At 70.7% G+C, this 26,810-nt stretch carries 20 protein-coding genes and 1 pseudogene; 7 read left to right on the forward strand and 14 right to left on the reverse strand.

Annotated features, from left to right (window positions below):
* The first annotated feature begins 255 nt into the window (after positions 1–255).
* Positions 256–2,802 carry a hypothetical protein gene (locus tag ACFSKW_RS31045; protein ID WP_379576027.1) on the forward strand — a complete coding sequence of 849 codons (2,547 nt, stop codon included), beginning with the start codon at positions 256–258 and terminating at the stop codon, positions 2,800–2,802.
* On the opposite strand, the gene ACFSKW_RS31050 is transcribed toward ACFSKW_RS31045, so the two are convergent.
* The 7 genes from ACFSKW_RS31050 to ACFSKW_RS31080 form a co-directional block, all read right to left on the reverse strand.
* Positions 2,765–3,535, reverse strand: a complete 771-nt coding sequence (locus ACFSKW_RS31050) for an FkbM family methyltransferase (RefSeq protein ID WP_379576028.1) — start codon at positions 3,533–3,535, stop codon at positions 2,765–2,767. The two genes, ACFSKW_RS31045 and ACFSKW_RS31050, sit on opposite strands and share 38 nt — an antisense overlap.
* 109 nt (positions 3,536–3,644) lie before the next feature.
* Positions 3,645–4,304 (reverse strand): response regulator, encoded by a 660-nt coding sequence (locus ACFSKW_RS31055; RefSeq protein ID WP_379576029.1) that lies wholly within the window; start codon positions 4,302–4,304, stop codon positions 3,645–3,647.
* 31 nt (positions 4,305–4,335) lie between these two features.
* Positions 4,336–5,607, reverse strand: coding sequence for a sensor histidine kinase (locus tag ACFSKW_RS31060; RefSeq protein WP_379576030.1), 1,272 nt, complete (start codon positions 5,605–5,607; stop codon positions 4,336–4,338).
* 5 nt (positions 5,608–5,612) lie between these two features.
* Complete coding sequence (locus ACFSKW_RS31065) at positions 5,613–6,263, reverse strand: DUF2461 domain-containing protein (RefSeq protein ID WP_379576031.1); 651 nt, start codon at positions 6,261–6,263, stop codon at positions 5,613–5,615.
* 29 nt (positions 6,264–6,292) lie between these two features.
* Positions 6,293–7,783 carry a helicase HerA-like domain-containing protein gene (locus tag ACFSKW_RS31070; protein ID WP_379576032.1) on the reverse strand — a complete coding sequence of 497 codons (1,491 nt, stop codon included), beginning with the start codon at positions 7,781–7,783 and terminating at the stop codon, positions 6,293–6,295.
* On the reverse strand, positions 7,780–8,568 hold the full coding sequence (locus ACFSKW_RS31075; protein ID WP_379576033.1) for a polysaccharide deacetylase family protein: 789 nt from the start codon (positions 8,566–8,568) through the stop codon (positions 7,780–7,782). Before ACFSKW_RS31075 ends, ACFSKW_RS31070 begins: the two co-directional genes overlap by 4 nt.
* A gap of 469 nt (positions 8,569–9,037) precedes the next feature.
* On the reverse strand, positions 9,038–9,610 hold the full coding sequence (locus ACFSKW_RS31080) for a helix-turn-helix domain-containing protein (protein WP_379576034.1): 573 nt from the start codon (positions 9,608–9,610) through the stop codon (positions 9,038–9,040).
* Between the two features lie 47 nt (positions 9,611–9,657).
* On the opposite strand from ACFSKW_RS31080, the gene ACFSKW_RS31085 reads away from it, so the two are divergent.
* Both ACFSKW_RS31085 and ACFSKW_RS31090 read left to right on the forward strand, forming a co-directional pair.
* Complete coding sequence (locus ACFSKW_RS31085; protein WP_379576035.1) at positions 9,658–10,491, forward strand: EamA family transporter; 834 nt, start codon at positions 9,658–9,660, stop codon at positions 10,489–10,491.
* Positions 10,492–10,520: 29 nt separating this feature from the next.
* A complete protein-coding gene (locus tag ACFSKW_RS31090; protein WP_379576036.1) occupies positions 10,521–11,405 on the forward strand; it encodes an anti-sigma factor RsbA family regulatory protein in 885 nt (294 codons plus the stop codon).
* Here the strand turns inward: ACFSKW_RS31090 and ACFSKW_RS31095 are convergent.
* Complete coding sequence (locus ACFSKW_RS31095) at positions 11,402–11,998, reverse strand: sigma-70 family RNA polymerase sigma factor (protein ID WP_379576037.1); 597 nt, start codon at positions 11,996–11,998, stop codon at positions 11,402–11,404. The genes ACFSKW_RS31090 and ACFSKW_RS31095 overlap by 4 nt on opposite strands.
* Positions 11,999–12,235: 237 nt before the next feature.
* Between ACFSKW_RS31095 and ACFSKW_RS31100 the strand changes: the two genes are divergently transcribed.
* Positions 12,236–13,306 carry a PLP-dependent cysteine synthase family protein gene (locus ACFSKW_RS31100; protein WP_379576038.1) on the forward strand — a complete coding sequence of 357 codons (1,071 nt, stop codon included), beginning with the start codon at positions 12,236–12,238 and terminating at the stop codon, positions 13,304–13,306.
* A 61-nt stretch (positions 13,307–13,367) separates the two neighbouring features.
* Here the strand turns inward: ACFSKW_RS31100 and ACFSKW_RS31105 are convergent, their stop codons facing one another.
* Complete coding sequence (locus ACFSKW_RS31105) at positions 13,368–14,360, reverse strand: ABC transporter substrate-binding protein (protein WP_379576039.1); 993 nt, start codon at positions 14,358–14,360, stop codon at positions 13,368–13,370.
* 47 nt (positions 14,361–14,407) lie between these two features.
* Between ACFSKW_RS31105 and ACFSKW_RS31110 the strand changes: the two genes are divergently transcribed.
* Together ACFSKW_RS31110 and ACFSKW_RS31115 are read left to right on the forward strand one after the other, a co-directional pair.
* Entirely contained in the window at positions 14,408–15,454 is a 1,047-nt protein-coding gene (locus ACFSKW_RS31110) for a FecCD family ABC transporter permease (RefSeq protein WP_379576040.1), read from the forward strand.
* Complete coding sequence (locus ACFSKW_RS31115; RefSeq protein ID WP_379576041.1) at positions 15,451–16,494, forward strand: FecCD family ABC transporter permease; 1,044 nt, start codon at positions 15,451–15,453, stop codon at positions 16,492–16,494. Before ACFSKW_RS31110 ends, ACFSKW_RS31115 begins: the two co-directional genes overlap by 4 nt.
* 50 nt (positions 16,495–16,544) lie before the next feature.
* On the opposite strand, the pseudogene ACFSKW_RS31120 reads toward ACFSKW_RS31115, so the two are convergent.
* A pseudogene (locus ACFSKW_RS31120) lies at positions 16,545–17,729 on the reverse strand (RNA-guided endonuclease InsQ/TnpB family protein); the annotation flags it as partial.
* A 113-nt stretch (positions 17,730–17,842) separates the two neighbouring features.
* On the opposite strand from ACFSKW_RS31120, the gene ACFSKW_RS31125 reads away from it, so the two are divergent.
* Positions 17,843–18,661 carry an ABC transporter ATP-binding protein gene (locus tag ACFSKW_RS31125; protein WP_379576042.1) on the forward strand — a complete coding sequence of 273 codons (819 nt, stop codon included), beginning with the start codon at positions 17,843–17,845 and terminating at the stop codon, positions 18,659–18,661.
* On the opposite strand, the gene ACFSKW_RS31130 is transcribed toward ACFSKW_RS31125, so the two are convergent.
* The 4 genes from ACFSKW_RS31130 to smc all read right to left on the reverse strand — a co-directional run bounded on the left by ACFSKW_RS31130 (position 18,627) and on the right by smc (position 26,760).
* Positions 18,627–19,826, reverse strand: a complete 1,200-nt coding sequence (locus ACFSKW_RS31130) for an MFS transporter (protein WP_379576043.1) — start codon at positions 19,824–19,826, stop codon at positions 18,627–18,629. The two genes, ACFSKW_RS31125 and ACFSKW_RS31130, sit on opposite strands and share 35 nt — an antisense overlap.
* Positions 19,827–19,829: 3 nt before the next feature.
* Positions 19,830–21,482: a tetratricopeptide repeat protein gene (locus ACFSKW_RS31135; protein ID WP_379576044.1), complete on the reverse strand. Its 1,653-nt coding sequence runs from the start codon at positions 21,480–21,482 to the stop codon at positions 19,830–19,832.
* A gap of 360 nt (positions 21,483–21,842) precedes the next feature.
* Complete coding sequence (gene ftsY, locus ACFSKW_RS31140; protein WP_379576045.1) at positions 21,843–23,015, reverse strand: signal recognition particle-docking protein FtsY; 1,173 nt, start codon at positions 23,013–23,015, stop codon at positions 21,843–21,845.
* Positions 23,016–23,079: 64 nt separating this feature from the next.
* The gene (gene smc, locus ACFSKW_RS31145; protein ID WP_379576046.1) at positions 23,080–26,760 is read right to left on the reverse strand and encodes a chromosome segregation protein SMC; all 3,681 of its coding nucleotides are present in this window, start codon (positions 26,758–26,760) and stop codon (positions 23,080–23,082) included.
* Positions 26,761–26,810: the final 50 nt, after the last annotated feature.

The raw sequence follows: 26,810 nt of genomic DNA on the forward strand, positions 1-26,810 counted from the left end.
TGGTCATCCTGCCCATGTCGGGCATAGATGACCGGGGTCTTCGTGTTTTCGCAGGTAGGTCGCAAGTCAGGCACAACCGGACCTTTAGCGCACGCCACGATGCTGGGGCGCGAGAGGAGGTGCCGTCATGGGTGTCGTGTCCTACCGGACGAATCTGACATATCTCGCCGCCTGGCTCGTTTTCGTCGCCATCGTGCTCCTGCTGGTGCGCTGAAGTAATCAGTCCGTTACCGACCGGCGTGGATCATGCTGGTTGTGGGCCGGCTGAGGAAGATCGTCGCGTACGCGCTCGCTGCGATCTCCGTGGGAGCCATCGTCTGGTGCGTCGCCGTGGCCAGCCCCGTCACCCGGTCAGCCCCGAGCCCCGAGCCTCCCTCCCCCTCCCTGCTCGAGGTGTACGGCGCGCAGGAACACTCCCCCCGCACCCCTCCCGAGCTGACCACCGAGGTCACGATCGCCGACGCGACCGACGCCGACCTCGCGGTCGTCCCGCAGGGAAGGCTCGACGAGCGGGCCAGACAGTTGAAGATCACCGTGGTCCACCGCCTCGTACTGGACCGCACCGATCTGCTGGCCACGCTGCTCAGATCCGAGGGGCCCTTCCCCGACGACATCCAGGGATTCACCGACCGCAGGCTCGGCGCGGTGAAGGCCGACGGCGGCTCGGCCGTCCTCGCACCCACCAGCAGGCTCGCCCCCGTGCTCACCACCTCGGGCTCGCGGACCACCGTGCGCTTCACGATCACCATGCTGCGCCAGGTCGGCAACGACGCCCTGCCGCAACTCGACTTCGTGCCGCCGACCGAGCAGGGAGCGGTGTCCGCGCGCGAGATCACGCTGATCGCGCCCACGTGGACGGTGATCAGGGTCGAGCGGGTGACGCCCGACAGGGAGCAGGCGGGACGGCTGGTCTTCAACGCCTACACCGCGCCCGTGTCGGTCCGGCTCGCCCACGAGTCCTACGGCAGGCCGGACGCCGAGCAGACGGACCTGTTCTCCTGGACGCCGATCCTCAGCGTCTTCACCGCGATCGCGCTGACCGTCTTCCTCGGCAGGGCGCTCGGCGCATCATGGTGGCAGCGGACGCCCAACAGGGAGCTGGCGACCGGGATCGCCCTGTGCGTGGTCGCGCTCCTGCTCGCCATGCTGCTGGCGCGCATGCCGTACCTGGGTCCTGTCATCCTGTTCGGCGCCGTGCCCGTGCTCGCGCTGCGTCACGCGCGCAGGATCGTGCCCGACCGGCCACCGTGGACCTCGAAGGACGCGCTACTCGTCACAGGCCTCGGCGTGCTCGTGGCCAGCGGCATGCTGTTCTGGGCGTTCGTCCACGGGCAGGTGCCGCCGCTGACCCTCGCCGTGGGCACGGTGACGGCCGCGCTGGCGGCGGCGGGTTCGGCCGTGGCCTTCGGCGCCGACCTCGGCATCGCCGTCCTGGTGGCCAGGCTGGCCGCGGTGACGGCGGGCGTCGCCGTGGCCGCGCTGGCGCTGGCGCTGTGGGTGCGGGCGCTGATGAGCGGCGGCTACTTCCCTCCCGACAGCGTCCGGCTGGTGCTGGCGCTGTGCTGGTCGCTGATCCCGATCGCCGGGATCGCGGTCGCCACCCGCTCCTGGTCGCGCGTCGCGATCGTGGTGGCCGTGCTGGGCAGCCTGCTGCTGCTCGGCTGGCCCACGGAATGGCTCGACGCCGGCTCGTGGAGCGTCCAGCCGGACCAGATCACTCCGACGACGCCGCCTCCGCTGGTGTTCGGTCAGCCGCTCAACGAGGTCACGCGCGGGGCGCTCGGTCTGCTGCTGCTGACGTTCGCGCTGCTCGTGCTGAGGCTGCGGCGGCTGGGGGCGACGCCCGACGCCATGGCCAACCCGGCGGTGGTGGCCACGGTGATCGTCTGCCTGATGGTCCTGTACCTCACCCCGCGCACCGACCCCGACTCCACCGCGATCGACCTGCCGCTTCCCTCCCTCGCGATCACCTCGCTGGTGGCGTGGGCCGCCGCCATCTGGCTGCTGTCGGGGCCACGCCCCGAGATCGCCGAGCCGTCCTCCCGCGCCGAACACCGCGAGCTGATCAGGAACGCGCTGCACCGGCGGGTGCTGCACGGCTCCGAGCAGGAGCTCTACCGGCTGAGCAGGGGCAAGCTGGGATCCGGCGAGCTCACGATGGAGGACTTCGAACGCCAGCGCCTCGACCTCGACCGCGCCCTCACCCTCGACCCGCCGCACACCGAGACCGCCTTCGCCACCTCGGCCGGCTGCACGCCATGGCAGAACGGCCTGGCGGCGTTCGTGGTCAGCCTGCTGCTGTCGCTGCCCTTCGCGCTCATCTACGGCTGGCCCGACGGGCCCGAGCTGACCACCTGGGTGTTCGACGCGCGATTCATGTTCACGCTGCCCGCCTTCGGGTTCTTCTACGGCTACTTCTATCCCCGCCTGCGCGGCACGCAGCCGGTCACCAAGGCGCTCTACGTGATGAGCGTGGCGCTCGTCACCGAGCTGTCGGCCTACGTTCCCTCGCTCGTCGACCCCGACATCGGCGGATTCGACAAGCTGCAGGTCGTCGCGATCGTGGTGGGGCAGGGCGCGCTGGTCTTCATCGGCCTCGGGCTCTACTGGGAGTGGCGGATCATGTTCGCCGCCGGCGAGCCGTGGGCCAGGGTGCGCAACGTCCGCAGCGTCCGCAGCCTCGCCACCCCGCTGGTCGCCGTCGTGATCGCCGCCGGCACCACGGCCGCCACCTCCGCCGCCGGCCAGACCGTGGACCGCATCCTCAAGGGCGACACCGCGACCAGCCAGGGCGGCCCGTGAGCCGGCCCTCTTCGGCGAACAGGTAGTTACGCCGAGCGGTCGTCACCGCCCTGACCCTGGCCCACCCGCGGCGCGACCACGCGTACATGAGATAGCCGCTCCCCAGGAGCGGCTCCACCAGATCCTCGGAGCGCATGCCGTACTTGTCGAGGTGACGGTCCTCGATCTCCAGCAGCAGCGAGGGCCTGTCCCTGCCGATGATCTCGGCCGCGCCCTCCAGCACCCTGGCCTCGAAGCCCTCGACGTCGACCTTCATGAAGGCCACGCGGTCGATGCCGGCCGCGGCGCAGTACTCGTCGACGCCGCGGACCTCCACCGTCAGCGTCTTGGCCGAGGAGAAGGAGACGTGCCTGCCCGGCCGCTGCTGCCCCGTGCGCAGGTGAGCCCAGCCGTGGATGGGCAGGCCGAAACGGAAGGGCAGCGTCATGCGCTCGGCGCCCGGCTCGGGGCCGAGCGCGGCGTTGGTGGCGCGGATGCGCGGGGCGGCCGCGACCCGGCACCCCGCCGCCAGGATCCGGTAGGGGTTGGGCAGCGGCTCGAAGCTGTGGACCTGCCCGGCCGGGCCGACGAGCGCGGCCAGCGGGTAGGTGTACATGCCGTAGGCGGCGCCGATGTCGAAGCAGACGTCGCCCGCCCGGATGAGCTGGGGCAATCCCAGGATCTCCGGCTCACTGAGCGCCAGCGCGGCACCGGCGCGGAAAGCGCCGGCTATGAGCTCCAACCTCGTCGACATGATCTCCCCGTCCTTGTGGTGACGGGGAGACGGTAGGAAGGCGATGGGTGCGGCTGGATCCCGCCACGGAGCGCATTCGGCCGCTGCCTTCTCACCCCGTGGGGGGCAGTCAGCGGCCGGGGACCACCAGCCCGCTCTCGTAGGCGAAGATCACCGCTTGGGCGCGGTCGCGCAGGCCGAGCTTGCCGAACAGACGGCCGACGTGGGACTTCACCGTCTCCTCCGCGACGGTGAGCTCTGCGGCGATCTCGGCGTTGGCGAGCCCCCCGGCGATGAGCCTGAGCACGTCGGTCTCGCGGGTGGTCAGCGCGTTGAGCCTGAGTGCCTCACGACCGTCGGTCTGCTTCCTGGCGGCGAACTCCTGGATCAGCCTGCGCGTCACCGACGGCGCGAGCAGCCCCTCGCCCGCGGCGACCACCCGCACCCCGTTGATCAGGTCGGACGGCGGAGCGTCCTTCAGCAGGAATCCGCTGGCCCCGCCGCGCAGCGCGGCGTAGACGTAGTCGTCGGCGTCGAAGGTGGTCAGGATGAGCACCTTCGACGAGGCCCGGGCCATCCCGAGGATCTCCCTGGTGGCCTGCAGGCCGTCCATGCGCGGCATCCTGATGTCCATGAGCACGACATCGGGTCGCAGCTCACGTGCCGCCTCCACCGCCGCCACCCCGTCGGCCGCCTCGCCCGCGACGCGCATGTCGGGCTGCGCGGCCAGCAACGCGGCGAACCCGGCGCGGACCATGCCCTGGTCCTCGGCGATCAGCACCGAGATCATCCAACTGTCCTCTCCACGCGAGCCGCCGAGATCATCCGACTGCCTTCTCTCCACGAGCCGACGGGCTCGTCCGATGATCTTCTCCCGCGGCGGTCGTCGAACCCACGGGCAGCACCGCCCGTACGGCGAAGCCGCCGTCGCCGTCAGGGCCGGCGGCGAAGGAGCCGCCGAGGGCGGACACCCGTTCGCGCATGCCCTCGAGCCCATGGCCCGAGGCCGCGGGCGATACCGCCGACGGCGGCCGCTCGTTCGTCACCTCGATCACCAGCCTGCCGCCTTCCTCGTCCAGCCGCGCGCACACGGTGGTCGGGGCCCCGGTGGCGTGCCGTACGACATTGCTCAGCGCCTCCTGGACGATCCGGTAGGCCGCCTGCGACACCTCGGGCGGCAGGGCGGGCGGCGGCTCGGGAAGCTCCAGCCGCAGGGGAAGTCCCGCGCTGCGGACCGAGGCGGCCAGCGCCGGCACCTCGGCGATGCCCTGCCACCCCGCCGAGGGGTCGCGGAGCACGCCGAGCAGCTGGCGCAGCTCGCCCAGCGACGAGCGGGCGGCGGCGTTGATGGCGTCGAACTCGGCCGCCACCGCCGCCGACATGTCCTCGCCCAGCCGGTAGGGCGCCGTGGCCGCCTGGACCGCGATAACCGACATGTGGTGGGCGACGACGTCGTGCAGGTCGCGGGCGATCCTGGCCCGCTCTTCGAGCACGTCGCGCAGGCCGCGTTCTTCGGCGATCCGAAGCGTCGCCTTCCTGCGAGCCCTGCGTGTGTGGCCGAGGACCACAGTGAGGATCAGCTCGAGGCTCCAGATCAGCGCGCCCTGCGTCAAGGCGACGGTGTCGTGGGCGCCGCCGATGAGCGCGACAGCGAGGACGCCTGCGCTCAGCGTGACGGCCAGCGCAGGGATCACGGCACCGAGCGGCACCGACAGGGCGAGCGCGTAGAGCACGGGAAGCTGCGCCGCGGACAGGTTGAGGAACCACGGCGGCAGGGCGTCCTGGCCGACGATCATCGTGAACGGCGTGGCCACGAGGAGTCCCGTGAGCATCGCCCACCACGCCGCCATCGGCCGGTACGGGCACAGCCCCACAGGCAGCGCGACCAGCGCGGCCACGCCTACCCCTGCGGGACCGCCGCCCGCCCCGACGGCCAGCATCAGCGCATTCAGCAGGAACAGCACGCCCGCCGCGGCCGCGAACGGCCGGCGCCACAGCATCGGCCTGACGGGACCATGCCGCAGCGAGGAGGGGATCCGCGCCCGGTGCGCGGCCCGCAGTGCCGCCCAGCTCGGAGACAGGAGGGAGGGCACGCGGGTCAGCGGCGCGGCAGCTCGCTGCCCCTGACGTGGGCGCAGAGCCAGTCGACCAGCGGCGCGTAGTCGCGCCAGGTGGCGCGGACCCGGTCGGCGACCTCCTCGGTGTGCACCCACGGCTCGGGCTCGAAACGCCGCCCGAAGTAGAGGGAGCGATGGCGCAGCAGTTCGAGGCGCGGGTGGTCCTCGGGCACCCCTCGCGGCCTGGTCTTGAGCCTGTCGCCCCCCGCGACGTAGCCGGCCCCGGTCAGCCTGTCGGTGATGCGCTGCAGCGGCTTGCCCGACACGTCCTCGTCGACGGCCGCCCGGTAGCGGGCCACCTGGTCGGCGGCGGTGCTGTAGAAACCGCCGGCCGTGTAGAGGCCGGAGGCGTCGAGCTGGACGTAGAGGCCGATGCCCGGCATGACGTCGACGAAGGCGCCCTGGTGGGTCTTGTACGGCGACTTGTCCTTGGCGAAGCGGACGTCTCGGTACGGCCTGAACAGCTGGGCGACGCCGAACTCGGCGCCGAGCTCCTCGGTCAGGGCGAGCATGGGCGCCCTGACCGCCTGCTCGTAGAGCTCCTTGTGGCGCGAGAAGTAGACCTTGCTGTTGTCAGCCTCGAGGCCCTCGTAGAAGAGGAAGGCCTCGTCGGGGAAGCCGGTGAATCCCATCTTCACAGGGTGCCATGCTGCGCCGACACTCAGCGCCGCCGTCTGGCCGTGCCGAAGATCGAGCGGCTGAGCTCCCTGCCCAGCGAGCTGGCGGCGGACCGCGCGAACGACTTGAAGATCGACGATCCGAACACCGCCTCCAGTACCGTGGGCTCCTGCCTGCGCGGCGGCTCGGCCGGTACGGGGGCGGGAACCGCAGGCGGCGGGGCCATCTTGGCGGCCAGCAGCTCGTAGGCCGACTGCCTGTCGATGGGCCGGCCGTACTTGGGCAGCAGCGGAGAGGCCGACACGATGCCGCGCACCACGGCCGGGTCCGACGGCGCCATCAGCGAGCGGGGCGCGAGCAGCCTCGTCCACGCCACCGGCGTCGGCACGCCCCTGTCCGACAGGACGGTCACGACCGCCTCGCCGATGCCGAGCTGGGTGAGCAGCTCCTCCAGGTCGTAGTCGGAGTGCGGGAAGGTGGAGACCGTGGCCTTCAGCGCCTTGGCGTCCTGCGGGGTGAAGGCGCGCAGCGCGTGCTGGATCCGCGCCCCGAGCTGGGCCAGCACGTCGGCGGGCACGTCCTTCGGCGTCTGTGTCACGAAGAAGACGCCGATCCCCTTCGACCTGATCAGCCGCACCGTCTGGGTGATGGAGCGGAGGAACGGCTTGGAGGCGTCGGTGAACAGCAGGTGCGCCTCGTCGAAGAAGAACACCAGCTTCGGCTTGTCCGGGTCGCCGACCTCGGGCATGTCGCCGAACAGGTCGGCCAGCAGCCACATCAGGAAGGTGGAGAACATCGCGGGCCGATCCTGTACGGCGGGCAGCTCCAGGATGGAGACCACTCCCCTGCCGTCGGGGGTGACCCGCATGAGGTCGCGGGTGTCGAACTCGGGCTCGCCGAAGAACTGGTCGGCGCCCTCGGACGACAGGTTGGTCAGCGCCCGCAGGATCACCCCTGCCGTCTGCTTCGACAGCCCGCCGACGCCCTTCAGCACCTCGGGGGTGTCGATGAGGTACTGGATGACCGCCCGCAGGTCCTTCATGTCCAGCAGGGGCAGTCCGTTGGTGTCGGCGAAGTGGAAGATCAGTCCGAGCGAGGACTCCTGGGTGTCGTTGAGGTCGAGGACCTTGGACAGCAGCGTGGGGCCGAACGCGGTCATGGTGGCGCGCAGCGGTACTCCCTCGCCGAGCCCGCCCAGCGCGTAGAACTCCACCGGGCAGGCGGCGCTCGACCAGTCCTGGCCGATTCCCTGCGCCCGCTTCAGCAGTCCTTCCGACGGCTGGCCAGGCGAGGCCATGCCCGACAGGTCGCCCTTGATGTCGGCCAGGAAGACCGGCACGCCCTGGGCCGAGAGCTGCTCGGCCATCAGCTGCAGCGTCTTGGTCTTGCCGGTGCCGGTCGCGCCAGCCACCAGCCCGTGCCTGTTGAACATCCGCAGCGGCATGCCGATGAACGAGCCCGGCTGCGGCTCCCCTTCGGCCATGAGCACGCCCAGCTGGATCGTGGGCCCTTCGAAACCGTAGCCGTTTGTCATAGTTCGGAGTACTTCCTGCCGGGAGCGGGCGGCTTGCCGTACAGCTCGGAGATGGTGACGAACCGGTAGCCCTTGTGGGCGAGGTCGGTGACCACGGCGGGCACCGCCTCGACCGTGCTGCGGTGGATGTCGTGCATCAGCACGATCGACCCGCGCGTGGCCTTGCAGGCGCGCCTGGCCACCACCGTGGCGACGCGGTCGCGCCAGTCGAGGGTGTCGACGCTCCAGAGGATCTGGGCGAGCCCCAGCCTGCGGGCCTCCGCCGTCACCCTGGCGTTCGTCGACCCGTACGGCGGGCGCATCACCTTCATCAGCACGCCGGTGAGCTTGTGGACCAGCTCCTGGGTCCGCCCGAGCTCCCGCTCGATCCCCGCGTCCGTCAGCCTGGGCAGTTCGGCGTGGCTCCAGGAGTGGTTGCCCAGCTCGTGCCCCTCGGCGACCATGCGGTGCAGCGTGTGATGACTGTCGGCGGCCACCATCTGCCCGACGACGAAGAACGTCGCCTTCACGTGGAGGCGGCCGAGCTCGTCGAGCAGCCGCTGCGTGTATTCACCGGGACCGTCGTCGAAGGTCAGCGCGACGCACTTGACCTTCCTGCAGTCGGTCGTGACCGGGGGACGCGGCCAGCCGGGCTGGATCGACGCGAGAGATCTGGCCAGTGTGGCGAGGTCGACGCGAGCCGGTGCCCTGGCGCTGAGGCGCACGACGTCGACGGGCTCGACCGCCGCAGGCGCGCCACATCCGGCCACCAACGCAACGGCCAGCAACCCTGACCACACCCGCATGCTTCCCCCCGAAAGCGGCTCGGGGGATCACATCACGGATAGTCCTGGACCGAGCCCCCCCGAAGCCCTTTCGCCAGGTCTTGCCACCAGACTGGGATATCAGCCTGCAGTTCCGTGTAGCGACGCGCCACTCTGATGGCACATCCAACGGGATCCGTACCCAAATGCCGACGTTTCACCGAGCTCTCTTGCCATCGGTAGAACCCGTCGCGGTAGCGCACGACAAGCCCTATCCAGACCGAGAGAGTGGCGTCGTCACCCACCTCGTAGGCACTGGTCACACCCAGGCCCGTCAGCTCCGCGTGTAGCTTCTCGATCGCCGCACGGGACTCAGTCAACGCGCAACCCCCTGTCGAGGACGTGTCGCACAAGGGGGATGTACCCAGCTTGGGGGCGATCGAGTGCCTCCAACGCAAAACACATACGGTAATCATGGAACCGCGGACCGTTTCGTGGGGGCGGTTCGCCGCTATTGGTCGGGCGTCTCCCGCGGCTCGCTGACGACCATGACGAACCGCAGCTCCTCCTCGCCCCTGTTGGCGTAGCGGTGCGGGCGGTCGGCGGTGAAGACCACGGCGCCGTCGACGTGGACGACGTGGCTCTTGCCGTACACGGTGAGGGTCAGCTCGCCCTGGAGGACCGTGAGCATCTCGCGGGTGCCGGGCGGGTGCGCGTCGCCGTCGTGGTGCTCGCCGGGCGCCAGCCGCCAGTCCCACAGTTCCAGGATCGCGGGCGCGTCGGTGCCGACCAGCAGCCGCGCCGAGCCCTCGCCCTGCCGGAAGGTGACGATGTCGCCAGGGGGCACGACCCGCACCAACGGGGTCTCGGAGACCTCGACGAGCCTGGCGACGCTGACGCCGAGGGCGTCGGCGATGCGCACGAGCGTCGTGATGCTGGGGTTGGTCCTGCCCTGCTCGACCTGGACGAGCATGCCGCGGCTCACCCCTGACCTGGCGGCGAGGGCGTCGAGCGTCAGGCCGCGGTGGGCGCGCTGGGCTCTGACGTTGGTGGCGATCGCCGCGGTGATCGTCTCAGGATCCATGTGGTCCAGTGTAGTGAACACTCTTGGCAATGTGTTGTACTAGGCCCATGACAGCGGTGATTCTGGCCACGGCATGCGCGATCGTTTACGGGACGGCGGACTTCTGCGGCGGACTGGCGACCCGACGATCCCGCGTGCTCTCCGTCGTGACGCTGTCGCAGATCGCCGGACTCGCGCTGATTCTCGCGATGCTGCCGTTCCTGCCCGGCGTCTTCTCCGAGGGCGCGATCGTCTGGGGTCTCGGCGCGGGCGTCGCGGGCGCGGCCGGCCTCGTGCTCTTCTACCGGGCGCTGGCCACCGGCGTCATGTCGGTCGTGGCGCCCACGACGGCGGTCACCTCGGCGGCGCTGCCCGTGTTGTTCGGCCTGGCCAGCGGCGAGCGCCCGGAGGTCATGGCGCTGGCGGGCGTCGGCCTGGCCCTGCTGGCGGTGCTGCTGGTGAGCAGGAGCCCGGCCAAGGAGCAGCGGTCCTCGGCCTCGTCCATCGTGGCGGCACTCGCCGCCGGCGCGGGCTTCGGCGGGTTCTTCGTCCTGCTCGCCCAGGCACCCGACGAGAGCGGGCTGTGGCCGCTGGTCGGGGCGAGACTCGCCTCGGTGACCATGGTGGTGCTCGTGGCGGTCGTCACCCGCCGCTCGCTGCGGCCAGGAGAGGGCGCGCTCGGCATCATCGCGGTGGCGGGCCTGCTCGACATGGCCGCCAACGTGCTCTTCCTGCTGGCCCAGCAGCACGGGATGCTCAGCCTGGTCGCCGTTCTGGTCTCCCTCTACCCCGCCAGCACGCTCGTGCTGGCCCGCTACGTGCTCGGCGAGCGGCTGCACGCGGTACAGGTCGCGGGTGTCGCCTTCGCGCTCGGCGCGGTGGCGTTGATTGCCGTTGCGTAGGCAGTCAAGCGCTTGTTACGTTCTGGTCCGTGCACCCGGAGTGGGCGCCCCTCGCCGCCGAGTCGTTCAGGCACGTCGCGGTGCCGTACGCCTCCGATGAGGGTTTCCTCCGGCTGATCGTCCCCCAGGTCGCGCGCGCCCTCTCCGAGGGCAGACAGGTGCTGGTGATCACCGACGCGGCCAAGCTCGCGCTGCTGGACGTGGCGGCGGAAACCCGGCTCTCCTCCGAGTGGTACCGGCACCCGCACCGCACGCTCGCGGCCTTCCACGAGTACATGCGGGGGCGGCGCACGCTGGTCGTCGGCGAACTGCCGTGGGCGGGCTGGAGCGAGCGGGAGACGACCGAGTGGATCCGCTACGAGTCGATCATCAACGTGGCCATGGCCGGAGCGGACGCCACCATGCTCTGCCCCTACGCGACCGAGTCGGCGGGAAAGGCCTGGCAGACCCACCCCTCGGTGCTGAACGAGCGGTACGTGGAACCGTATGCGCTGGTGCTGGACGGTGACCTGGCCCCGCTGACCGAGCCGCACAGCTCGGCGACCACGGCCTCGTTCAGCACGCGGACACTCAAGAGCCTGCGCAGGGCGGTGAAGGAGTTCGCCGCCCGGGCGGGGATGGACCGCCAGCTCGTGGCCTCGCTCGTGCTCAGCGTCTCCGAGATCGCCGCCAACAGCATCGAGCACGGCGCGGGCCACGGCACGGTCACCATGTGGAGCGAGGCGGGCGAGGTGGTGTGCGAGATCGTCGACCCGGGCGGCGGCCCGCTCGACGATCCGTTACCCGGCTACATACCGCCAGAGCCCGAATCCCTCAGGGGATACGGGCTCTGGATAAGTCGTCAGTTGTGCGACCACGTCTCTGTGCGGGCCGGTGGAGGCGCACTTCGCGTGCGCCTGCACATGAAGCTCTAGGCGGCGACGCGCTGCTCCGGCAGGCGGAGGGCGCCCTCCTCGCGGGCGTACTCCTGCAGCATGCCGCGCAGCTGGCGGCGGCCGCGGTGCAGCCTGGACATCACGGTGCCGATGGGGGTGCCCATCCGCTCGGCGATCTCCTTGTAGGCGAAGCCCTCGACGTCGGCCAGGTAGACGGCGACGCGGAAGTCCTCGGGCAGGGCGCGCAGCGCGTTCATGACCGCGCTGTCGGGCAGCCGCTCAAGCGCCTCGGTCTCAGCGGACTTCAGGCCGCTGGACATGTGCGACTCGGCCGCGTGCAGCTGCCAGTCCTCGATCTCCTCGGCGGCCGAGAGCTTCGGGGAGCGCTGCTTCTTGCGGTAGTCGTTGATGAAGTTGTTCGTCAGGATCCGGTGCAGCCAGGCCTTGAGGTTGGTGCCCTCACGGAACTGGTGATACGAGGTGTACGCCTTCGCCACCGTCTCCTGGACGAGGTCCTCCGCGTCGGCGGTGTTCCGGGTAAGTCGCATCGCGGAGGCGAACAGCTGCGAGGTCACGGGCACGACGTCGCGCTCGAACCAGTCCTGACGCTGCTCTTCGGTCATAGTGATCATGTACATTCCCCCTCGTGCTCTCCCCCCGGTTGCCTGTTGAACGCCCAGGCTTCACCATCCTCGCAAAGCCCACGTAAAGGCGGCGTTAGGAGTTTTACCTGGTCAGGGGGCCGATCGGTCCGTATGCTCGCGGCGTGCACCATCACGTCCACGGCCGGACAAGTCTCATTAGTGTAACACTCTTTACTCAATTGCACCCTAACTGTGTGCAGAGTCACATGAGATAGCGTATGGCGCATGGAATACGTGGATCGTCACGACAGCCGAGTCCGGCGCTGGGTTGCGGAGGCCATCCGAAAGGTGGAAGCCGACGCCAACCGCAGCTCTGACACTCACCTCCATGTGTTCCCGCTTCCCCCGCACTGGGGCGTAAACCTCTACCTGAAAGACGAGTCGGTGCACCCCACCGGTTCACTCAAGCACCGGCTGGCCCGCTCGCTCTTCCTGTACGGCCTGGCCAACGGCTGGATCGGCCCTCTCACCACGATCGTCGAGGCCTCCAGCGGTTCCACGGCGGTCAGCGAGGCCTTCTTCGCCAGGCTCCTCGGTCTGCCGTTCGTCGCGGTGATGCCCGCGACCACCTCACCCGAGAAGATCTCGCTCATCGAGTTCTACGGCGGCAAGTGTCATCTCGTGGACGATCCCTCCTCGATCTACGAGGAGTCGCGCAGGATCGCCACCGAGACCGGCGGCCACTTCATGGACCAGTTCACCTACGCCGAGAGGGCCACCGACTGGCGCGGCAACAACAACATCGCCGAGTCGATCTACGCGCAGATGTCCATGGAGCCCTACCCCGAGCCCGAGTGGATCGTGGTCGGCGCCGGAACCGGCGGCACCTCCGCCACCATCGGCCGCTACATCCGCTACCGCTGCTACAGCACGCGGCTCGCGGTCGTCGACCCCGAGGGCTCGGCCTTCTACCCCTCATGGACGTCGGGCGAGGAGGAGGGCGCGCAGGGCTCGCGGATCGAAGGCATCGGACGGCCGCGCGTCGAGCCGTCGTTCCTGCCGGGCGTGATCGACAGGATGATCAGGGTGCCCGACGCCGCCTCGATCGCCGCCATGCGGTGGGTACGGCAGATCACCGGGCGGGACGTCGGCGGCTCCACGGGGACGAACGTGGCGGCGGCCGTCCAGCTCATCAGCGAGATGCGGGCGGCGGGCGAGCAGGGCAGCGTCGTCACCCTCATCTGCGACAGCGGCGACAGGTACCGCGGCACCTACGGCGACGACGCGTGGCTGGCCGCCCAGGGCATCGACATCCACCCGGATCTCGCCGCCTTCCGGGCCTTCCTGTCCTCCTGACCCCGGGACGGCGGCGGCCCCGCGCCAGGAGTGACGCGGGGCCGTACGGAGAGCGGGAGGGTCAGGCGGACCGCGCCGGATCCACCTCGAAGATCTTCGCGAGGTCGTCCAGGATCGCGTGGGCGCCCTGGATGCCGACGGCGCTCATCCACGTGATGTCGGTCACGTCGTGCTTCTGCCCCTTGAGCTTGCCCCACAGGGGGTTGTTCACGAACTGCTTCTTCGGCTCCTCGGCCGCGGGGTCGGCGTAGGTGGAGACGAAGATGTGGTCGGCGTCGAACTCGGCGATGCGTTCCTGGCTGATGTCGACCGCGATCGCCTTCGGGTCCTTCGGCTGGTTCTCGGGACGGGGGAAGCCGACGTCCTTCAGCACGATGCCCGAGTAGGAGTTCTCGACGTACAGGCGCGTGGTCGGCTCACCGGCGAAGCGGACGACGGAGACGGTCGGCAGCTTGCCGTCCTTCGTCTTGATCTCCTCGCCGATCTTGGCGGCGCGCCCCTCGAAGGCCTTGATCGTGGTCTCGGCGAGGTCCTCCTTGCCGAGCGCCTGGCCCATGAGGCGGATGTTCTCCTTCCAGATCGCGCCGGTGGTCTCGCTGAACACCGTGGGGGCGATCTGGGACAGCTTGGCGTAGAGGGCCTCGTGCCTGACCTTGGCCGAGACGATCAGGTCGGGCTTGAGCGCCATGATCTTCTCGAGGCTCGGCTGCTCCAGCGTGCCGACGGGCGTGGCCTCCTTGCCGTACGTCGCGGCGACCGCGCCGAGGTAGTCGGGCAGCTTGTCGTCGATGGAGCGGTAGGTGGTGTAGCCGACGACGGGTGTCTCCAGCGTGAGAACCGCGTCCACGAAGCTCTGGTCCAGCGCCACGACGCGCTTGGGCTGGGTGGGGATCTTCGTCTCGCCCATCGCGTGCTTGATCACACGGAAGGGCGCCGCCGCCGACTGCGTCCCGGCGGTCTGGTCAGCGGCGGTGGTGGTCGAGCCGCAGGCGGCCAGGCCCAGGCTCAGGACGGCTCCCGCCACGCCCACGGCCATAGCGCGCAACGCATTCATCGGATCCCTCTCGCGTTTAGGTAAGGCAAACCTCATTTAGATTAGCTATGCCTAAGCTGGCATACTTCACCGGGTCGGGCAACAAGGAAGGAAACGTGGTGGGACGACGCAGTGCCGTGTTCTGCGGACTTCTCACCGTCGTCGCCGTCGCCATCGTGATGAGCATCACGATCGGCTCGAAGGCCGTTCCGCTCGCCGACGCGTGGCATGCGCTCTTCTCCCCCACCGGCACCGAGAACGACATCGTCATCCGCTCCCTCCGGGTGCCGAGGACCACGCTCGGCGTCCTCGCGGGGGTCGCACTCGGCGTGGCGGGCGCGCTGATGCAGGGTCACACCCGCAACCCGCTGGCCGATCCCGGCCTGCTCGGCATCACCCAGGGCGCGGCGTTCGCGATGGTGGCGAGCATCATCTTCCTCGGCACGACCAGCCTGTACGCCTACATCTGGTTCGGCCTCGCGGGCGCGCTGATCGCCAGCGCCGGCGTGTTCGCACTCGGCATGGTCGGCGGTCGCGGCGGGCCCACCCCTGTCACACTCGCCCTCGCGGGCACCGCCGTCAGCGCCTTCCTCTACGCGCTCACCTCCGCGCTGGTCCTGGTGGACGAGCAGGCCATGGACGTCTTCAGGTTCTGGCAGGCGGGCTCGATCGCCGCCAGGGGCGCGGACGTCGTCTGGCAGGTCGTGCCCTTCATCCTCGTCGGGCTCGTCCTCGCGATGATCAACGCACCCGGGCTCAACGCGCTCTCCCTGGGCGAGGACGTCGCCCGCAGCCTCGGCCAGAACATCGCGCTGACCAGGGGCGTCGGCATCGCCGCCGTCACCCTGCTGTCCGGCGCGACGGTCGCGGCCTGCGGCTCGCTGTCCTTCATCGGGCTCATCGTCCCGCACCTGGCCCGTCCGCTGTCCGGCACCGACCACCGGTGGCTGCTGCCGTTCTCCGGCCTCGTGGGCGCCGCGCTGCTGCTGGTGGCCGACGTCATCGGACGGGTGGTCGCGCCTCCGGGCGAGCTGGAGGTCGGCGTCGTGCTCGCGCTGATGGGCGCTCCCTTCTTCATCGCGCTGGTGCGGCGCAGGAAGCCGGTGCGGCTGTGACGTCTCTCGCGCTCAGGATCGGTGGCCTGTCCTGGCGGGTACGGCCGCGCGGCGTCGCGGTGACCGTTCTCGGGCTCGTCCTGGTCGTCCTGCTCATGGCGCTCAACATGCGCATCGGCGACATCCCCATGTCCCTGGCCGAGGTCCTCCGCGCCGTCGTCGACACCGGCAGCGCCAACCACTTCGTCGTCATGGACCTGCGCCTGCCCCGCGCGCTGACCGGCGCGCTGGTCGGCGCCGCGCTCGCGCTCGCGGGCGCGATCACGCAGTCCATCGCCCGCAACCCGCTGGCCAGCCCCGAGATCCTGGGCGTCACCACCGGTGCCTCCGTCACGGTCGTCGCCGGCGTCGTGGCCTCCGGCAGCGTCTACGGCGGGGTCAGCGGCCTGCTCGCCACCGTCGGCATCCCGGCACTCGCCCTGCTCGGCGGCCTGCTGGGCGCGGCGATCGTCTACTCCCTGGCGTGGCGGCGCGGCCTGGACGGCTACCGCCTGGTCCTGGTCGGCATCGGCGTGGCCGCGGTGTTCACCAACATCAAGTTCTGGCTGCTGACGGTCGGCGACGTCAACGACACCGGCAGGGCCATGGTCTGGATCAGCGGCTCGCTCAACGGGCGCGGATGGGAACACGTCACGCCGGTCGCGATCGCGGTGGCCCTGCTGATCCCCGTGACGCTGCTGGGCACCCGCTCCCTCGACGCGCTGCGCTACGGCGACGACACCGTCACCTCGCTCGGCGTGCGGATGAACCTGGCGCGCGGCCTGATGATCCTGGCCGCCGTGCTGCTGGCCGCGGTCTCGACCGCCTCCGCCGGCCCGATCGCCTTCGTCGCGCTGGCGGCGCCCCAGATCGCGCTGCGCCTGACCAGGTCAGCCCAGCCGCCGCTGCTGTCCTCGGCGATCGTGGGCGCGCTGCTCACCGCCGCCGCCGACCTGATCGCCAGAGTCGCCTTCTCCCCCATCGAGCTGCCCGTCGGCGTCGTCACGGCGGTGCTGGGCGCGCCGTATCTGATCCACCTCATCTGGAGGGCACGCAATTGACCTCCTCCCCACGGCTGAAGCCGGGGGACTCCAACCCTCGCGGGTCGGGTTTCCTGCTTCACCGCCGGCCGCCCGCCCAGCTTGCGCTGCTCGGGTCTCACGCCGGCTCCACAGGCGTTTCACCTCTCGGCCAGCCCGGCCGCGAGGATGTTCTTGGCCGCGTTCACATCCCGGTCATGGGACTCGCCGCACACGCATTCCCAGCTCCGGACGTTCAGCGGCATCGTGTCTTGAAGGGCTCCGCACGCCGAGCACAGCTTGGAGGAGGGAAACCAGCGGTCGATCACGACCAACTTCCGCCCGTACCAGCTTGTCTTGTACTCCAGCATGCCGCGCAGTTCCCGCCAAGATGCGTCCGAGACGGCGCGCGCGAGGCGGTGGTTCTTGACCATGTTGCGCACGGCAAGATCCTCGATCACGACCGTTTGGTTCTCACGGACGAGTCGAGTAGTCACTTTGTGCAGGTGATCACGGCGCCTGTCGGCGATCCGGGCATACACCCGCGCCACCTTGAGCTTCGCCTTCCGCCGGTTGAGCGAGCCGTTCTCCTTGCGGGCCGGCTCCCGTTGCGCCCTGGCCGGCTTGCGCCGGTCGGCCCGCTCATGCTTCGGGTTGACGACCTTCTCTCCGGTCGACAGCGTCACCAGGGCGGTGATACCCGCGTCCACCCCGACCGACCGCGCCACCGGATCAAGCGGCCGGATCGCGTCTTCGCAGAGGATGGACACGAACCAGCGGCCCGCCGCGTCCTTCGACGCCGTCACCGTGGACGGCTCGACGCCCTCGGGAAGCGGACGCGACCACACGATGTCCAGCGGCCCGTCCATCTTGGCCAGGGTGAGCCGCCCATCGCGGAAGGTGAACGCAGAGCGGGTGTACTCCGCCGACAGCCGCGACTTCTTGCGGGACTTGAACGCCGGGTACCTGGCCCGCTTGGCGAAGAAGTCGGCGAAGGCGGCCTGCAGGTGACGCAGCGCCTGCTGGAGCGGGACCGAGGACACCGCGTTCAGGAACGCGAGCTCGTCGGTGCGTTTCCACTCGGTCAGCGCGGCCGACGACTCCACGTAGGAGATGCGGCGCCCTTGCTGGGTGTAGGCGCGGGTGCGCTCCTCCAGCGCCTTGGTGTAGACGAGGCGGGCGCAGCCGAACGTCCGGGCAAGCTCAGAGGCTTGCTCGGGCGTCGGGTAGAAGCGGTACTTGAACGCCCGCTTCACGCTCTGCGCCACGTCTCGCATTCTACCGAACGATCAGCTAAGTATCGCGTGTTTGTTCGAACGGAAGGTGTGGCACCGTGCCGCGTTTCCTCCCCAGGGCTGAAGCCCGGGGTCTCCACGCTTCAGGAGTTCCGATGAGGCTCCAGGCCGTCAACGTCAGGCTCGCGTACGGCGAGCGCGTCATCGTGGACGGACTCGACCTGGGCGTCGAGGCGGGCACCGTGACCACGATCATCGGGCCGAACGGCTGCGGCAAGTCCACGCTGCTGCGCGCCCTCGGCCGGCTGCTGAAGCCATCGGGCGGCGAGGTGCTGCTCGACGGCAAGCGCATCGACAGGATGCCCACCCGCGAGGTCGCCAAGGTCCTCGGCATGCTGCCCCAGTCGCCCACGGCGCCCGAGGGGCTGACCGTCTCCGATCTGGTGTCCAGGGGCAGGCATCCGCACCAGACCTGGTATCGCCAGTGGTCGTCCGACGACGAGTCGTCGGTCGTGCGGGCGCTGGCCATGACCGGCCTGGCCGACCTGGCAGAACGGCCGCTGGACGAGCTGTCGGGCGGGCAGCGGCAGCGCGCCTGGATCTCCATGGCCCTGGCCCAGGGCACCGACCTGCTCCTGCTGGACGAGCCGACGACCTTTCTCGACCTGGCCCACCAGGTGGAGGTCCTCGAGCTGGTGCGGCATCTGCACGCCGAGGCGGGCAGGACCATCGTCATGGTGCTGCACGACCTCAACCTCGCAGCCCGCTACGCCGACCGCCTGGTCGCCATGCGCGAGGGCAGGGTCGTCGCGGCGGGCACACCGCACGAGGTGCTGACGGAGGATCTCCTGAGCGAGGTGTTCGACCTGGACGCCATGGTCATCGCCGACCCGGTGGCGGGCACCCCGCTCGTCGTCCCCATCGGCACCAGGACGCCGGTCAGGGAGCGGCTGGCTCCAGAACCACGTTCCTGAGCGACGAGCGCCCCGCCGCCACGGCGATCGTGAGGCCGGCCACGCCCGCGAACGCCATGAGCGCGTAGGCGTTGTGCACGACGGACTCGAACGCCCCCGCGGCCAGCGCCGCCATCGGGATGGCCAGGAAAGCGATCATGCGGGCCGTGCCCAGCACCCTGCCAAGCAGGTGGTCGGGGATGAGACGCTGCCGGACGGTCATGATCGCCACGATCCCGACGCCCGCCGCGGCGAACTGCCCCATCCAGGCCAGCCCGATCAGCAGCGGCCCTCGGGCGGGGATCATCGCCAGGATGGACACGCCCTCCATCAGCATGCTCGCGCTGATCAGCGTGACGGGTCTCACCTTCGGCAGCAGGCGTGAACCGAGCAGGCCGCCGACCACCGCGCCCGCGCCCTGGAAGGCGTAGACGAGGCCGATCTGGTCAGGGGTGAAGTGATGGTAGGAGGTCAGGTAGAACACCATGTTGGCCAGCAGCAGCCAGACCCCGAAGTTGCCCGCGAAGGCGTAGCAGGCGAGCGTCAGAACCGTCCGCTCCTGCCTGAACAGGAACCTGAGCCCCTCCCGCAGATCGGCGAGCACCGGCCTGCTCGCCCTCGCCGCGGCGGGCACGGTCCTGATCAACCCGATCAGCGCCGCCGACACCACGAACGTGCCCGCGTCGACGTAGATCGCCACCTGGTGGCCGAAGGCGACGACCAGCGCGCCGCCGAGCACGGGCCCCACCATGTTCACCGCGTGCTCGCCGATGTGGATGCGGGCGTTCGCCGGGGCCAGCCGGTCGACGGGCACGAGCGAAGGCATGATCGCCCGGAACGCGGGCTGGTAGAGCGGGTCGACGCAGGCCAGCAGGAAGGCCATCACATAGATCAGCCAGAGCGGTGGCGCGCCCAGCGTCACCGTCACGGCGAGCACGAGGGCGAGCGCGCCCGCTGCCAGGTCGCCCGTCACGAGGATCAGCTTGCGGCTGTGCCGGTCGGCCAGCACGCCGCCGACCATCGCCAGGGCGAGATAGGGCAGGTACTCCAGCACGTAGACCAGCCCGGTGCCGAGCGCGGAGCCGGTCAGCTCCAGGACCATGAGCGGCAGGGCGAGCCGATAGATCCACGTCCCGAGCGAGGAGACCAGGAATCCGCCCAGCAGCAGCCAGAACCTCGTCCCCACCGCTCACTCCCCCGACAGCGCGGCTCTGACATCCTCGTCGCCCGGCGCGAGTTCGGCCGCCCTGCGCAGATCCGCCATGGCCTGCTCGGTACGGCCGGCGGCCCGCAGCGCCATCGCCCTGTTGAACAGCAGCTCGGGACTCTCCTTCAGCTCGACCGCCCGGGAGAGGTCGGCGACGGCCTCGCCGTACCGGCCGAGCTCGAACGACAGCGCTCCCCTGCTCGCCCACGCCTCCACCAGCGCGGGCTCCGTCTTCAGCGCGGCGTCGAAGGCGGCCCGCGCCTCGGCGGGCCTTCCCTCGGCCGCCTCGACCTGGCCCAGCACGCACAGCAGGTGCGGGTTGCCGGGATCGAGTCCGAGTCCGAGCTCCACGTCGCTCCTGGCCAGGCCGTACTCCCCTGTCGCGGCTCTGAGCCCGGCCCTGTTCACGTAGGCGGGAGCGAACTCGGGATCGAGCTCCAGCGCGTAGTCGAGGTCCTCGAGCGCGCCCGCCAGATCGCCCGCCTCGTAACGCAGTTCGGCTCTGTTGTAGTGCGGCTCGGGCCACGGCGGGCTCAGCCGCATGGCGTTCTCGAAGTCGGCCAGCGCCTGTCCCGTCCGGCCCAGCCTGCGCAGCAGGTCGCCCCTGTCGAGGTAGTAGTCGGGGTAGCCGGGGTCGGCCTCGATGGCCCGCGTGTAGTCGGCCAGGGCCGCATCGGGCTCGCCCGACATGGCCCTGAGCTGGGCTCTGTTGGCGTAGAGCACGAGCCGATGGATCGGGTGGACGTCGGCGAGGTCGCGCTCGGCCAGGTCGATGGCCTCCTGGACCAGGCGGGCCGACTCGCCGAACCGCCGCCTGCGCACCTCGACCAGCGCCTTGGCGTTGAGGTCGAAGCCCAGGTGGAAGGCGCGCTCGCGCGGCTCCCTCAGCAGCGAGGTGATGGTGATCGCCTCGTTGATCCAGGCCACGGCCGCCTCGGGGTCGCGCCGTACCGGGTCGTGGTGGCGCACCAGCAGGGTCGCCAGCGAGCAGGCCACCGAGGCCCGGTGCCTCGGGTCGACGGTGTGCCGCCTGGCCAGCTCGTAGAGGGCCAGCGCCTCGTCCTCCCGCTCGATCGCCTCCAGCGCTCCGGCCGTCCGGTGGACGAGCGTCATCCAGCGCTCGGGGTCGTCGTCGTGCCGCAGGCCGTCGAGCGCCGCCAGCCCCGCCTCCGCCATCGCGTGGTGGAACCCCTCGTCGCGGTAGCGATCGAAGTCGGCGGGCACGGGCCCCCCTGGCCGCGACTCCCCGGGGACGACGGTCAGGTCAGGTACCCGCCTGCGCAGCACCTCGACGAGCTCGGCGTCGGTCTGGTCGGCCGCTTCGAGGTTGTCGACCGTCACCGTGCGCGGCTCGCCGTCCAGGCACGAGCGGACGAACTCGGCCAGCCCGTTGGCGATCCGCAGCGTACGGCGGGCCCCGGGGATGAGGATGCGCTCGGCCTGCGGCAGGGCGTCGGCCAGCGAGAGCCTGCTCCTCGGGATCTTCAGGTGCGGCGCCGCGACGGCGATCTCGATGTCGTGCCCGGCCACCAGGTCGGGCCGGCGCTCGAGCGCCTCAGGGACGAAAATGTCGAGGAGGGCGGAGGCGAGCGTGTACGGCCCGCGAACACGCCGGTCGGCGTCGATGACGGTCACGTGTACCTGATCCCCCGGGGGCTTCCTGCGCGGTTTCGTCGTCCGGACAGCAGCATGGCCGGCACCCCGTCAGGGGGCACCGGCCACGCGCCGATCAGCCCTTGTGCCGCGGAGCGGCGGAGCCTGCCGGCTTGACTGAGCCGCTCTTGTACACGACAACCTTTTTCATGTCCACCTTCTTCATCGGACCATGCGAGGAGACCGCGGACGTTTGCGCAGCCGCCCGCGATCTCCAATGACCGACCCATGTGAACACGGATGACTATCGAGATCAAGAGAAAGTCCGATAAGGAACATTTCCCTAGTTATACGGACAGGCCCCACGCTGTTGCGCAGAGCGTCCGAAAACGTGTTTGAACGTCAGTCGCCCAGAATCGCGTCGACGAACACCTCGGGGTCGAACGGCGCGAGATCGTCAGGACCCTCGCCGAGGCCCACGAGTTTCACCGGCACGCCCAGCTCACGCTGCACCGAGATGACGATGCCGCCCTTGGCCGTGCCGTCCAGCTTGGTCAGCGCGATGCCCGTGATGTTGACCACCTCGGCGAACACCTGCGCCTGCCGCATGCCGTTCTGGCCGGTGGTGGCGTCCAGGACGAGCAGGACCTCGTCCACGGTGCCCTTCTTCTCGATGACCCGCTTCACCTTGCCCAGCTCGTCCATCAGGCCGGTCTTGGTGTGCAGGCGGCCCGCCGTGTCGACGATGACCACGTCCACCTTGTCCTCGATGCCCTTGGCCGCGGCGTCGAAGGCCACGGAGGCGGGGTCGCCCCCCTCGGGGCCGCGCACCACCTCGGCGCCGACCCTCTCACCCCAGGTCTGCAGCTGGTCGGCCGCGGCCGCGCGGAAGGTGTCCGCCGCGCCGAGCACGACCTTCTTGCCGTCGCCGACGAGGGATCGGGCCAGCTTGCCCGTGGTGGTGGTCTTACCGGTGCCGTTGACGCCGACGACCAGCACGATGGCAGGACGCTCGCCGTGCTTGCCCACCTGGAGGGTGCGGTCGAGCTCGGGGTCGATCTGCTTGAGCAGCTCCTCGCGCAGCAGGCCGCGCACCTCGTCGGGGGTGCGGGTGCCGAGCACCTTGACCTTGGTGCGCAGTTCCTCGACCATCGTCTGGGTCGGCGAGATGCCGACGTCGGCGGTGATGAGGCTCTCCTCGATCTCGTCCCATACCTCGTCGTCGAGCCTGTCGCGGGACAGCAGCTCCAGCAGTCCCTTGCCGAGGGCGCTCTGCGAGCGGGCGAGGCGTGAGCGCAGCCGCACCATACGGCCCGCGGACGGCGGAGGAATCTCCACCTCGGGCTTCTTGATGATGGTCTCGGCCGGTTTGACCGGGGGCGGCACCGTGGTCGTGGTGCCCTCTTCCTCCGGCTGGGCCCGTTCGGCCTCGGGCTCGGGGGCGGGCTTGACCTCGGGCGCCTCGACCGGCGGCGGCACGGCCTTGCGCCCCGGCCTGTACAGGAAGAACATGCCGCCGATCGCCAGCAGGGCGACGACGATCACGATCACGATGATGCCGAGGTATTCGCTCACAGCAACCCAGTTTTCCAGATCGTCCAGGATGGTCACGCCCCGCAATGCCGCGTGCCGTACAAAATCAGACGTTCTCCCTTAGACGCTGGGAGACCACCTGGGTGACGCCGTCGCCGCGCATCGAGACGCCGTAGAGCGCGTCGGCGATCTCCATCGTCCGCTTGTTGTGCGTGATGACGATGAGCTGGGAACTCTCCCTCAGCTCCTCGAACAACGTCAGCAGCCGCTGGGTGTTGGTGTCGTCGAGGGCCGCCTCGACCTCGTCCATCACGTAGAAGGGCGAGGGCCGCGCCTTGAAGATGGAGATCAGGAAGGCGACCGCCGTCAGCGACCGCTCGCCGCCCGACAGCAGCGAGAGCCGCTTGACCTTCTTGCCCGGCGGCCTGGCCTCCACCTCGATGCCCGTGGTCAGCATGTCGCTGGGGTCGGTCAGGATCAGCCGCCCCTCCCCGCCGGGGAAGACACGCGTGAAGATCTGCTCGAACTCCCTGGCCACGTCCTCGTAGGCGGAGGAGAACATCGCCTCCACCCGGTTGTCGACCTCCTGGACGACGGTCATCAGCTCGCGCCGCGTCTTCTTGAGGTCCTCGAGCTGGGAGGTCAGGAACGCGTGGCGCTCCTCCAGCGCCGCGAACTCCTCCAGGGCCAGCGGGTTGACCTTGCCGAGCTGCGTCATCTGCCGCTCGGCGGCCCTCATCCGCTTCTCCTGCTCCTCCCGCACATACGGCACGGGCGGGTCGCCGGGAACGGCCGCCGTCGGGCCGTACTCGGAGATCAGCGCGTCGGACGAGACGCCGAACTCCTCCAGCGCCCGCTCCTCCATCTGCTCGAGCCGCATCCGCTGCTCGGTGCGGGCCATCTCGCTGCCGTGCACCCTGTTGACCAGCTTGTCGAGCTCCTGGCCCAGCTCCCTGACCCGCAGCCGCACCTGCTTCAGCTCGGCGTCGACGGCGACCCTCGCCAGGTCGGCCTCGTCGCGCTCGCGCGCGGCCAGCTCGATCGAGGCGGCCAGGGCGCGCAGCACCTGCTTGACCCCCCGCACCACCGACTCGGCCACCGCCGCCTGCCGCCTGCGCCGCTCGCGCTGCGCGGCGGCCGTCAGCCGCTCCTGGCGCTCGCGCTCGGCGGCCCGCACGAGGCCGTCCGCCCTGCCCGCGATGCCCTTGACCCGCTCCTCCGACGTGCGGACCTGCAGGCGGGTCTCCATCTCGGCCTGCCTGGTCAGCTGGCACGCCGTGGCCAGCTCGTCGCGCGCCTCCGTGGTCGGCTCGGTCTCCAGCTCCTGCGCGTACTCGGCCTCGGCGAGCTCGATCTCCAGCTCGGACAGCTCGGCCAGGCCCTCCTCGCGCGCCTCCTGCGCCGCCCGCACGCTGCCTGCCAGGCGCTCGGACTCGTCGGCCGCCGCCTTGGCCGCGGCGCCCAGCTGGGCCAGCCGCCTGGCCGCCGCGGCACTGGCCTGGTCGGCCTCTCGCTGCCGCGCCCTGACCTGGTCGAGCACGCCCTGCGCGGCGCTCACCCCCGCCTGCGCGCTGCCGGCCGCGCTCTGCGCCTCGTTGACGTGGGACTGCGCGGCCTCCAGCGCCGCCTGTGCGGCCGTCTCGGCCGCCGCGGACTCCTCCATGACGACCACGGTGCTCCCGGCGCGCTCCTTCGCCTCCTCCAGGTCGGCGATCGCGTCGTCGAGCGCGGCCCGCACCTGCAGCACGGAGGTGCCGCCCTCGGAGCCGCCGCTGGCCAGGTGCGCGCCCACGAGGTCACCTCCGCGTGTGACGGCCCGCACCTCCGGGTGCCGCTCGACGAGGCCGCGCGCCTGGTCGAGATCGGCCACGACGGCCACGTCCGCGAGGAGGCGGTCGACCGCCGCCCTGAGGTGGCCGGGGACGCCGACCAGCTCGGCCGCCCACCGCCCCTCGGCGGGCAGTACGGCGCGCGCCCCGCTGTCCGCCCCGCCGGGCGCGCCCGCCACCAGCAGCGTCGCCTGGCCCGCCTCCTTGGCCCGCAGATGCTCCAGCGCCTCCACCGCCGCGCCGAGCGACTCGACGGCGACCGCCTCGGCGACCTGCCCGAGCACGGCCGCGATGGCGACCTCGAACCCCGGCGTGACGGTCATCGAGGCGGCCAGCGGCCCGAGGACTCCCGGCAGACCGGCCGCCACCAGCGCGGCGCCTCCGTCAGCGCCCTTGGCCAGGCCGAGCTCCAGCGCCTCACGACGGGCCTGGAGCGCGGCGACCGACCGCTGCGCCTCCTGGTCGGCGGCGCGTGCCGTACCGACCGCGGCCTTGGCGGCCCGCAGCGCGGCCTGCGGTGCGGCCAGCGCCTCCTTGGCCTGTTCGACGGCCTCGCGCGCGGCGTCGGCGACAGATCTGGCCTCCTCGACCGCCGCCTGGGCGGTGAGCAGTTCCTCGGCCAAGGCGGGATCGACCGCCGGCTCGTCGACCTCCTGGGCCCGCAGCTCCTCGCCGGCCCGCGCGGCCCGCTCGTCGGCCTCCGCGACGGCCCTGCTCAGCCTGCCGATCTCCTCCTCGGCGGCGCGAGCCCTGCTGCGCGCGGAGTCGACTCGTCCACGCAGTCTGGCCAGCCCCTCACGCCGATCGGCTGCCGCCCTCGCGGCCATCGCCAGGCGCTGCTCCTCCGCCTTGAGCGCGGTCTCGGCCTCCTCGCGCCTGCCCACGGCCGCCTCCAGCAGCTCCTGGGCCTGCTCCAGCGCCGCGGCCAGCTCCAGCTCCTGCTCGCGGACCTCGGCCGCCTCCCGCTCCAGCTCCTCGGGATCGCGCCCGCGCCGCTCGATCGAGGCGGCGTCGAGGGCGTGGCGGTGCCGCTCGGCCGCCAGATGCTCCAGGCCCGTGAACCGTTCCCTGAGCGAGGCGAGGCGGAAGTAGGTCTCCTGGGCGGCCGTGAGCCTGGGCTGCGCCTCGGCCTCCGCCGCCTCCAGCGCCTCCTCGCGGCGCTGCCCCTCGGCCAGCTCGGCCTCCACCTGCGCCCTGCGCGACAGGATCGCCGCCTCGTCGGCGGCCTCCCGCTGGAGGGTCTCCCTCAGGATGCAGACGTCGTCGGCCAGCAGCCGCAGCCGCGCGTCGCGCAGGTCGGCCTGGATGACCGCGGCCTTGCGGGCGATCTCCGCCTGCCTGCCCAGCGGCTTCAGCTGGCGGCGCAGCTCGGTGGCGAGGTCCTGGGCGCGCGTGAGGTTGGCCTGCATCGCGTCGAGCTTCCGCAGCGCCTTCTCCTTGCGCTTGCGGTGCTTGAGAACTCCGGCGGCCTCCTCGATGAAGGCCCGTCGGTCCTCGGGGCCCGCGTGGAGCACCGCGTCGAGCTGCCCCTGCCCGACGATGACGTGCATCTCACGGCCGATGCCCGAGTCGGACAGCAGCTCCTGGATGTCGAGCAGGCGGCAGGTGTCGCCGTTGATCGCGTACTCGCTCTGTCCCGACCTGAACATCAGGCGGCTGATCGTCACCTCGGTGTAGTCGATCGGGAGCGCGCCGTCGGTGTTGTCGATCGTGAGCGTGACCTCGGCCCTGCCCAGCGGAGGGCGGCTGGAGGTGCCGGCGAAGATGACGTCCTCCATCTTGCCGCCGCGCAGCGACTTGGCGCTGTGCTCGCCCATGACCCAGGCCAGGGCGTCGACGACGTTGGACTTGCCCGAGCCGTTGGGGCCGACCACACAGGTGATGCCGGGTTCGAGACGGAGGGCGGTGGCGGAGGCGAAGGACTTGAAGCCGCGCAGCGTGAGGGTCTTCAGATACACCGAACGCTGCCCTCCCTGAACCGACTTCCGGAAAGCCTACTGGGCCGCGG

This window comes from Nonomuraea mangrovi, from assembly GCF_042681425.1.
In the GTDB taxonomy this organism is placed as follows: Bacteria; Actinomycetota; Actinomycetes; order Streptosporangiales; family Streptosporangiaceae; genus Nonomuraea; species Nonomuraea mangrovi.

Bases quoted from the DNA above. Each gene is read 5' to 3' on its own strand.
- ACFSKW_RS31125 (WP_379576042.1), top strand. From the start codon at position 17,843: ATGAGGCTCCAGGCCGTCAACGTCAGGCTCGCGTACGGCGAGCGCGTC.
- ACFSKW_RS31110 (WP_379576040.1), top strand. From the start codon at position 14,408: ATGCCTAAGCTGGCATACTTCACCGGGTCGGGCAACAAGGAAGGAAAC.
- ACFSKW_RS31070 (WP_379576032.1), bottom strand. From the start codon at position 7,783: ATGACAAACGGCTACGGTTTCGAAGGGCCCACGATCCAGCTGGGCGTG.
- ACFSKW_RS31100 (WP_379576038.1), top strand. From the start codon at position 12,236: ATGGAATACGTGGATCGTCACGACAGCCGAGTCCGGCGCTGGGTTGCG.
- ACFSKW_RS31065 (WP_379576031.1), bottom strand. From the start codon at position 6,263: ATGGGATTCACCGGCTTCCCCGACGAGGCCTTCCTCTTCTACGAGGGC.
- ACFSKW_RS31050 (WP_379576028.1), bottom strand. From the start codon at position 3,535: ATGTCGACGAGGTTGGAGCTCATAGCCGGCGCTTTCCGCGCCGGTGCC.
- ACFSKW_RS31055 (WP_379576029.1), bottom strand. From the start codon at position 4,304: ATGATCTCGGTGCTGATCGCCGAGGACCAGGGCATGGTCCGCGCCGGG.
- ACFSKW_RS31075 (WP_379576033.1), bottom strand. From the start codon at position 8,568: ATGCGGGTGTGGTCAGGGTTGCTGGCCGTTGCGTTGGTGGCCGGATGT.
- ACFSKW_RS31095 (WP_379576037.1), bottom strand. From the start codon at position 11,998: ATGATCACTATGACCGAAGAGCAGCGTCAGGACTGGTTCGAGCGCGAC.
- ACFSKW_RS31080 (WP_379576034.1), bottom strand. From the start codon at position 9,610: ATGGATCCTGAGACGATCACCGCGGCGATCGCCACCAACGTCAGAGCC.
- ACFSKW_RS31105 (WP_379576039.1), bottom strand. From the start codon at position 14,360: ATGAATGCGTTGCGCGCTATGGCCGTGGGCGTGGCGGGAGCCGTCCTG.
- ACFSKW_RS31085 (WP_379576035.1), top strand. From the start codon at position 9,658: ATGACAGCGGTGATTCTGGCCACGGCATGCGCGATCGTTTACGGGACG.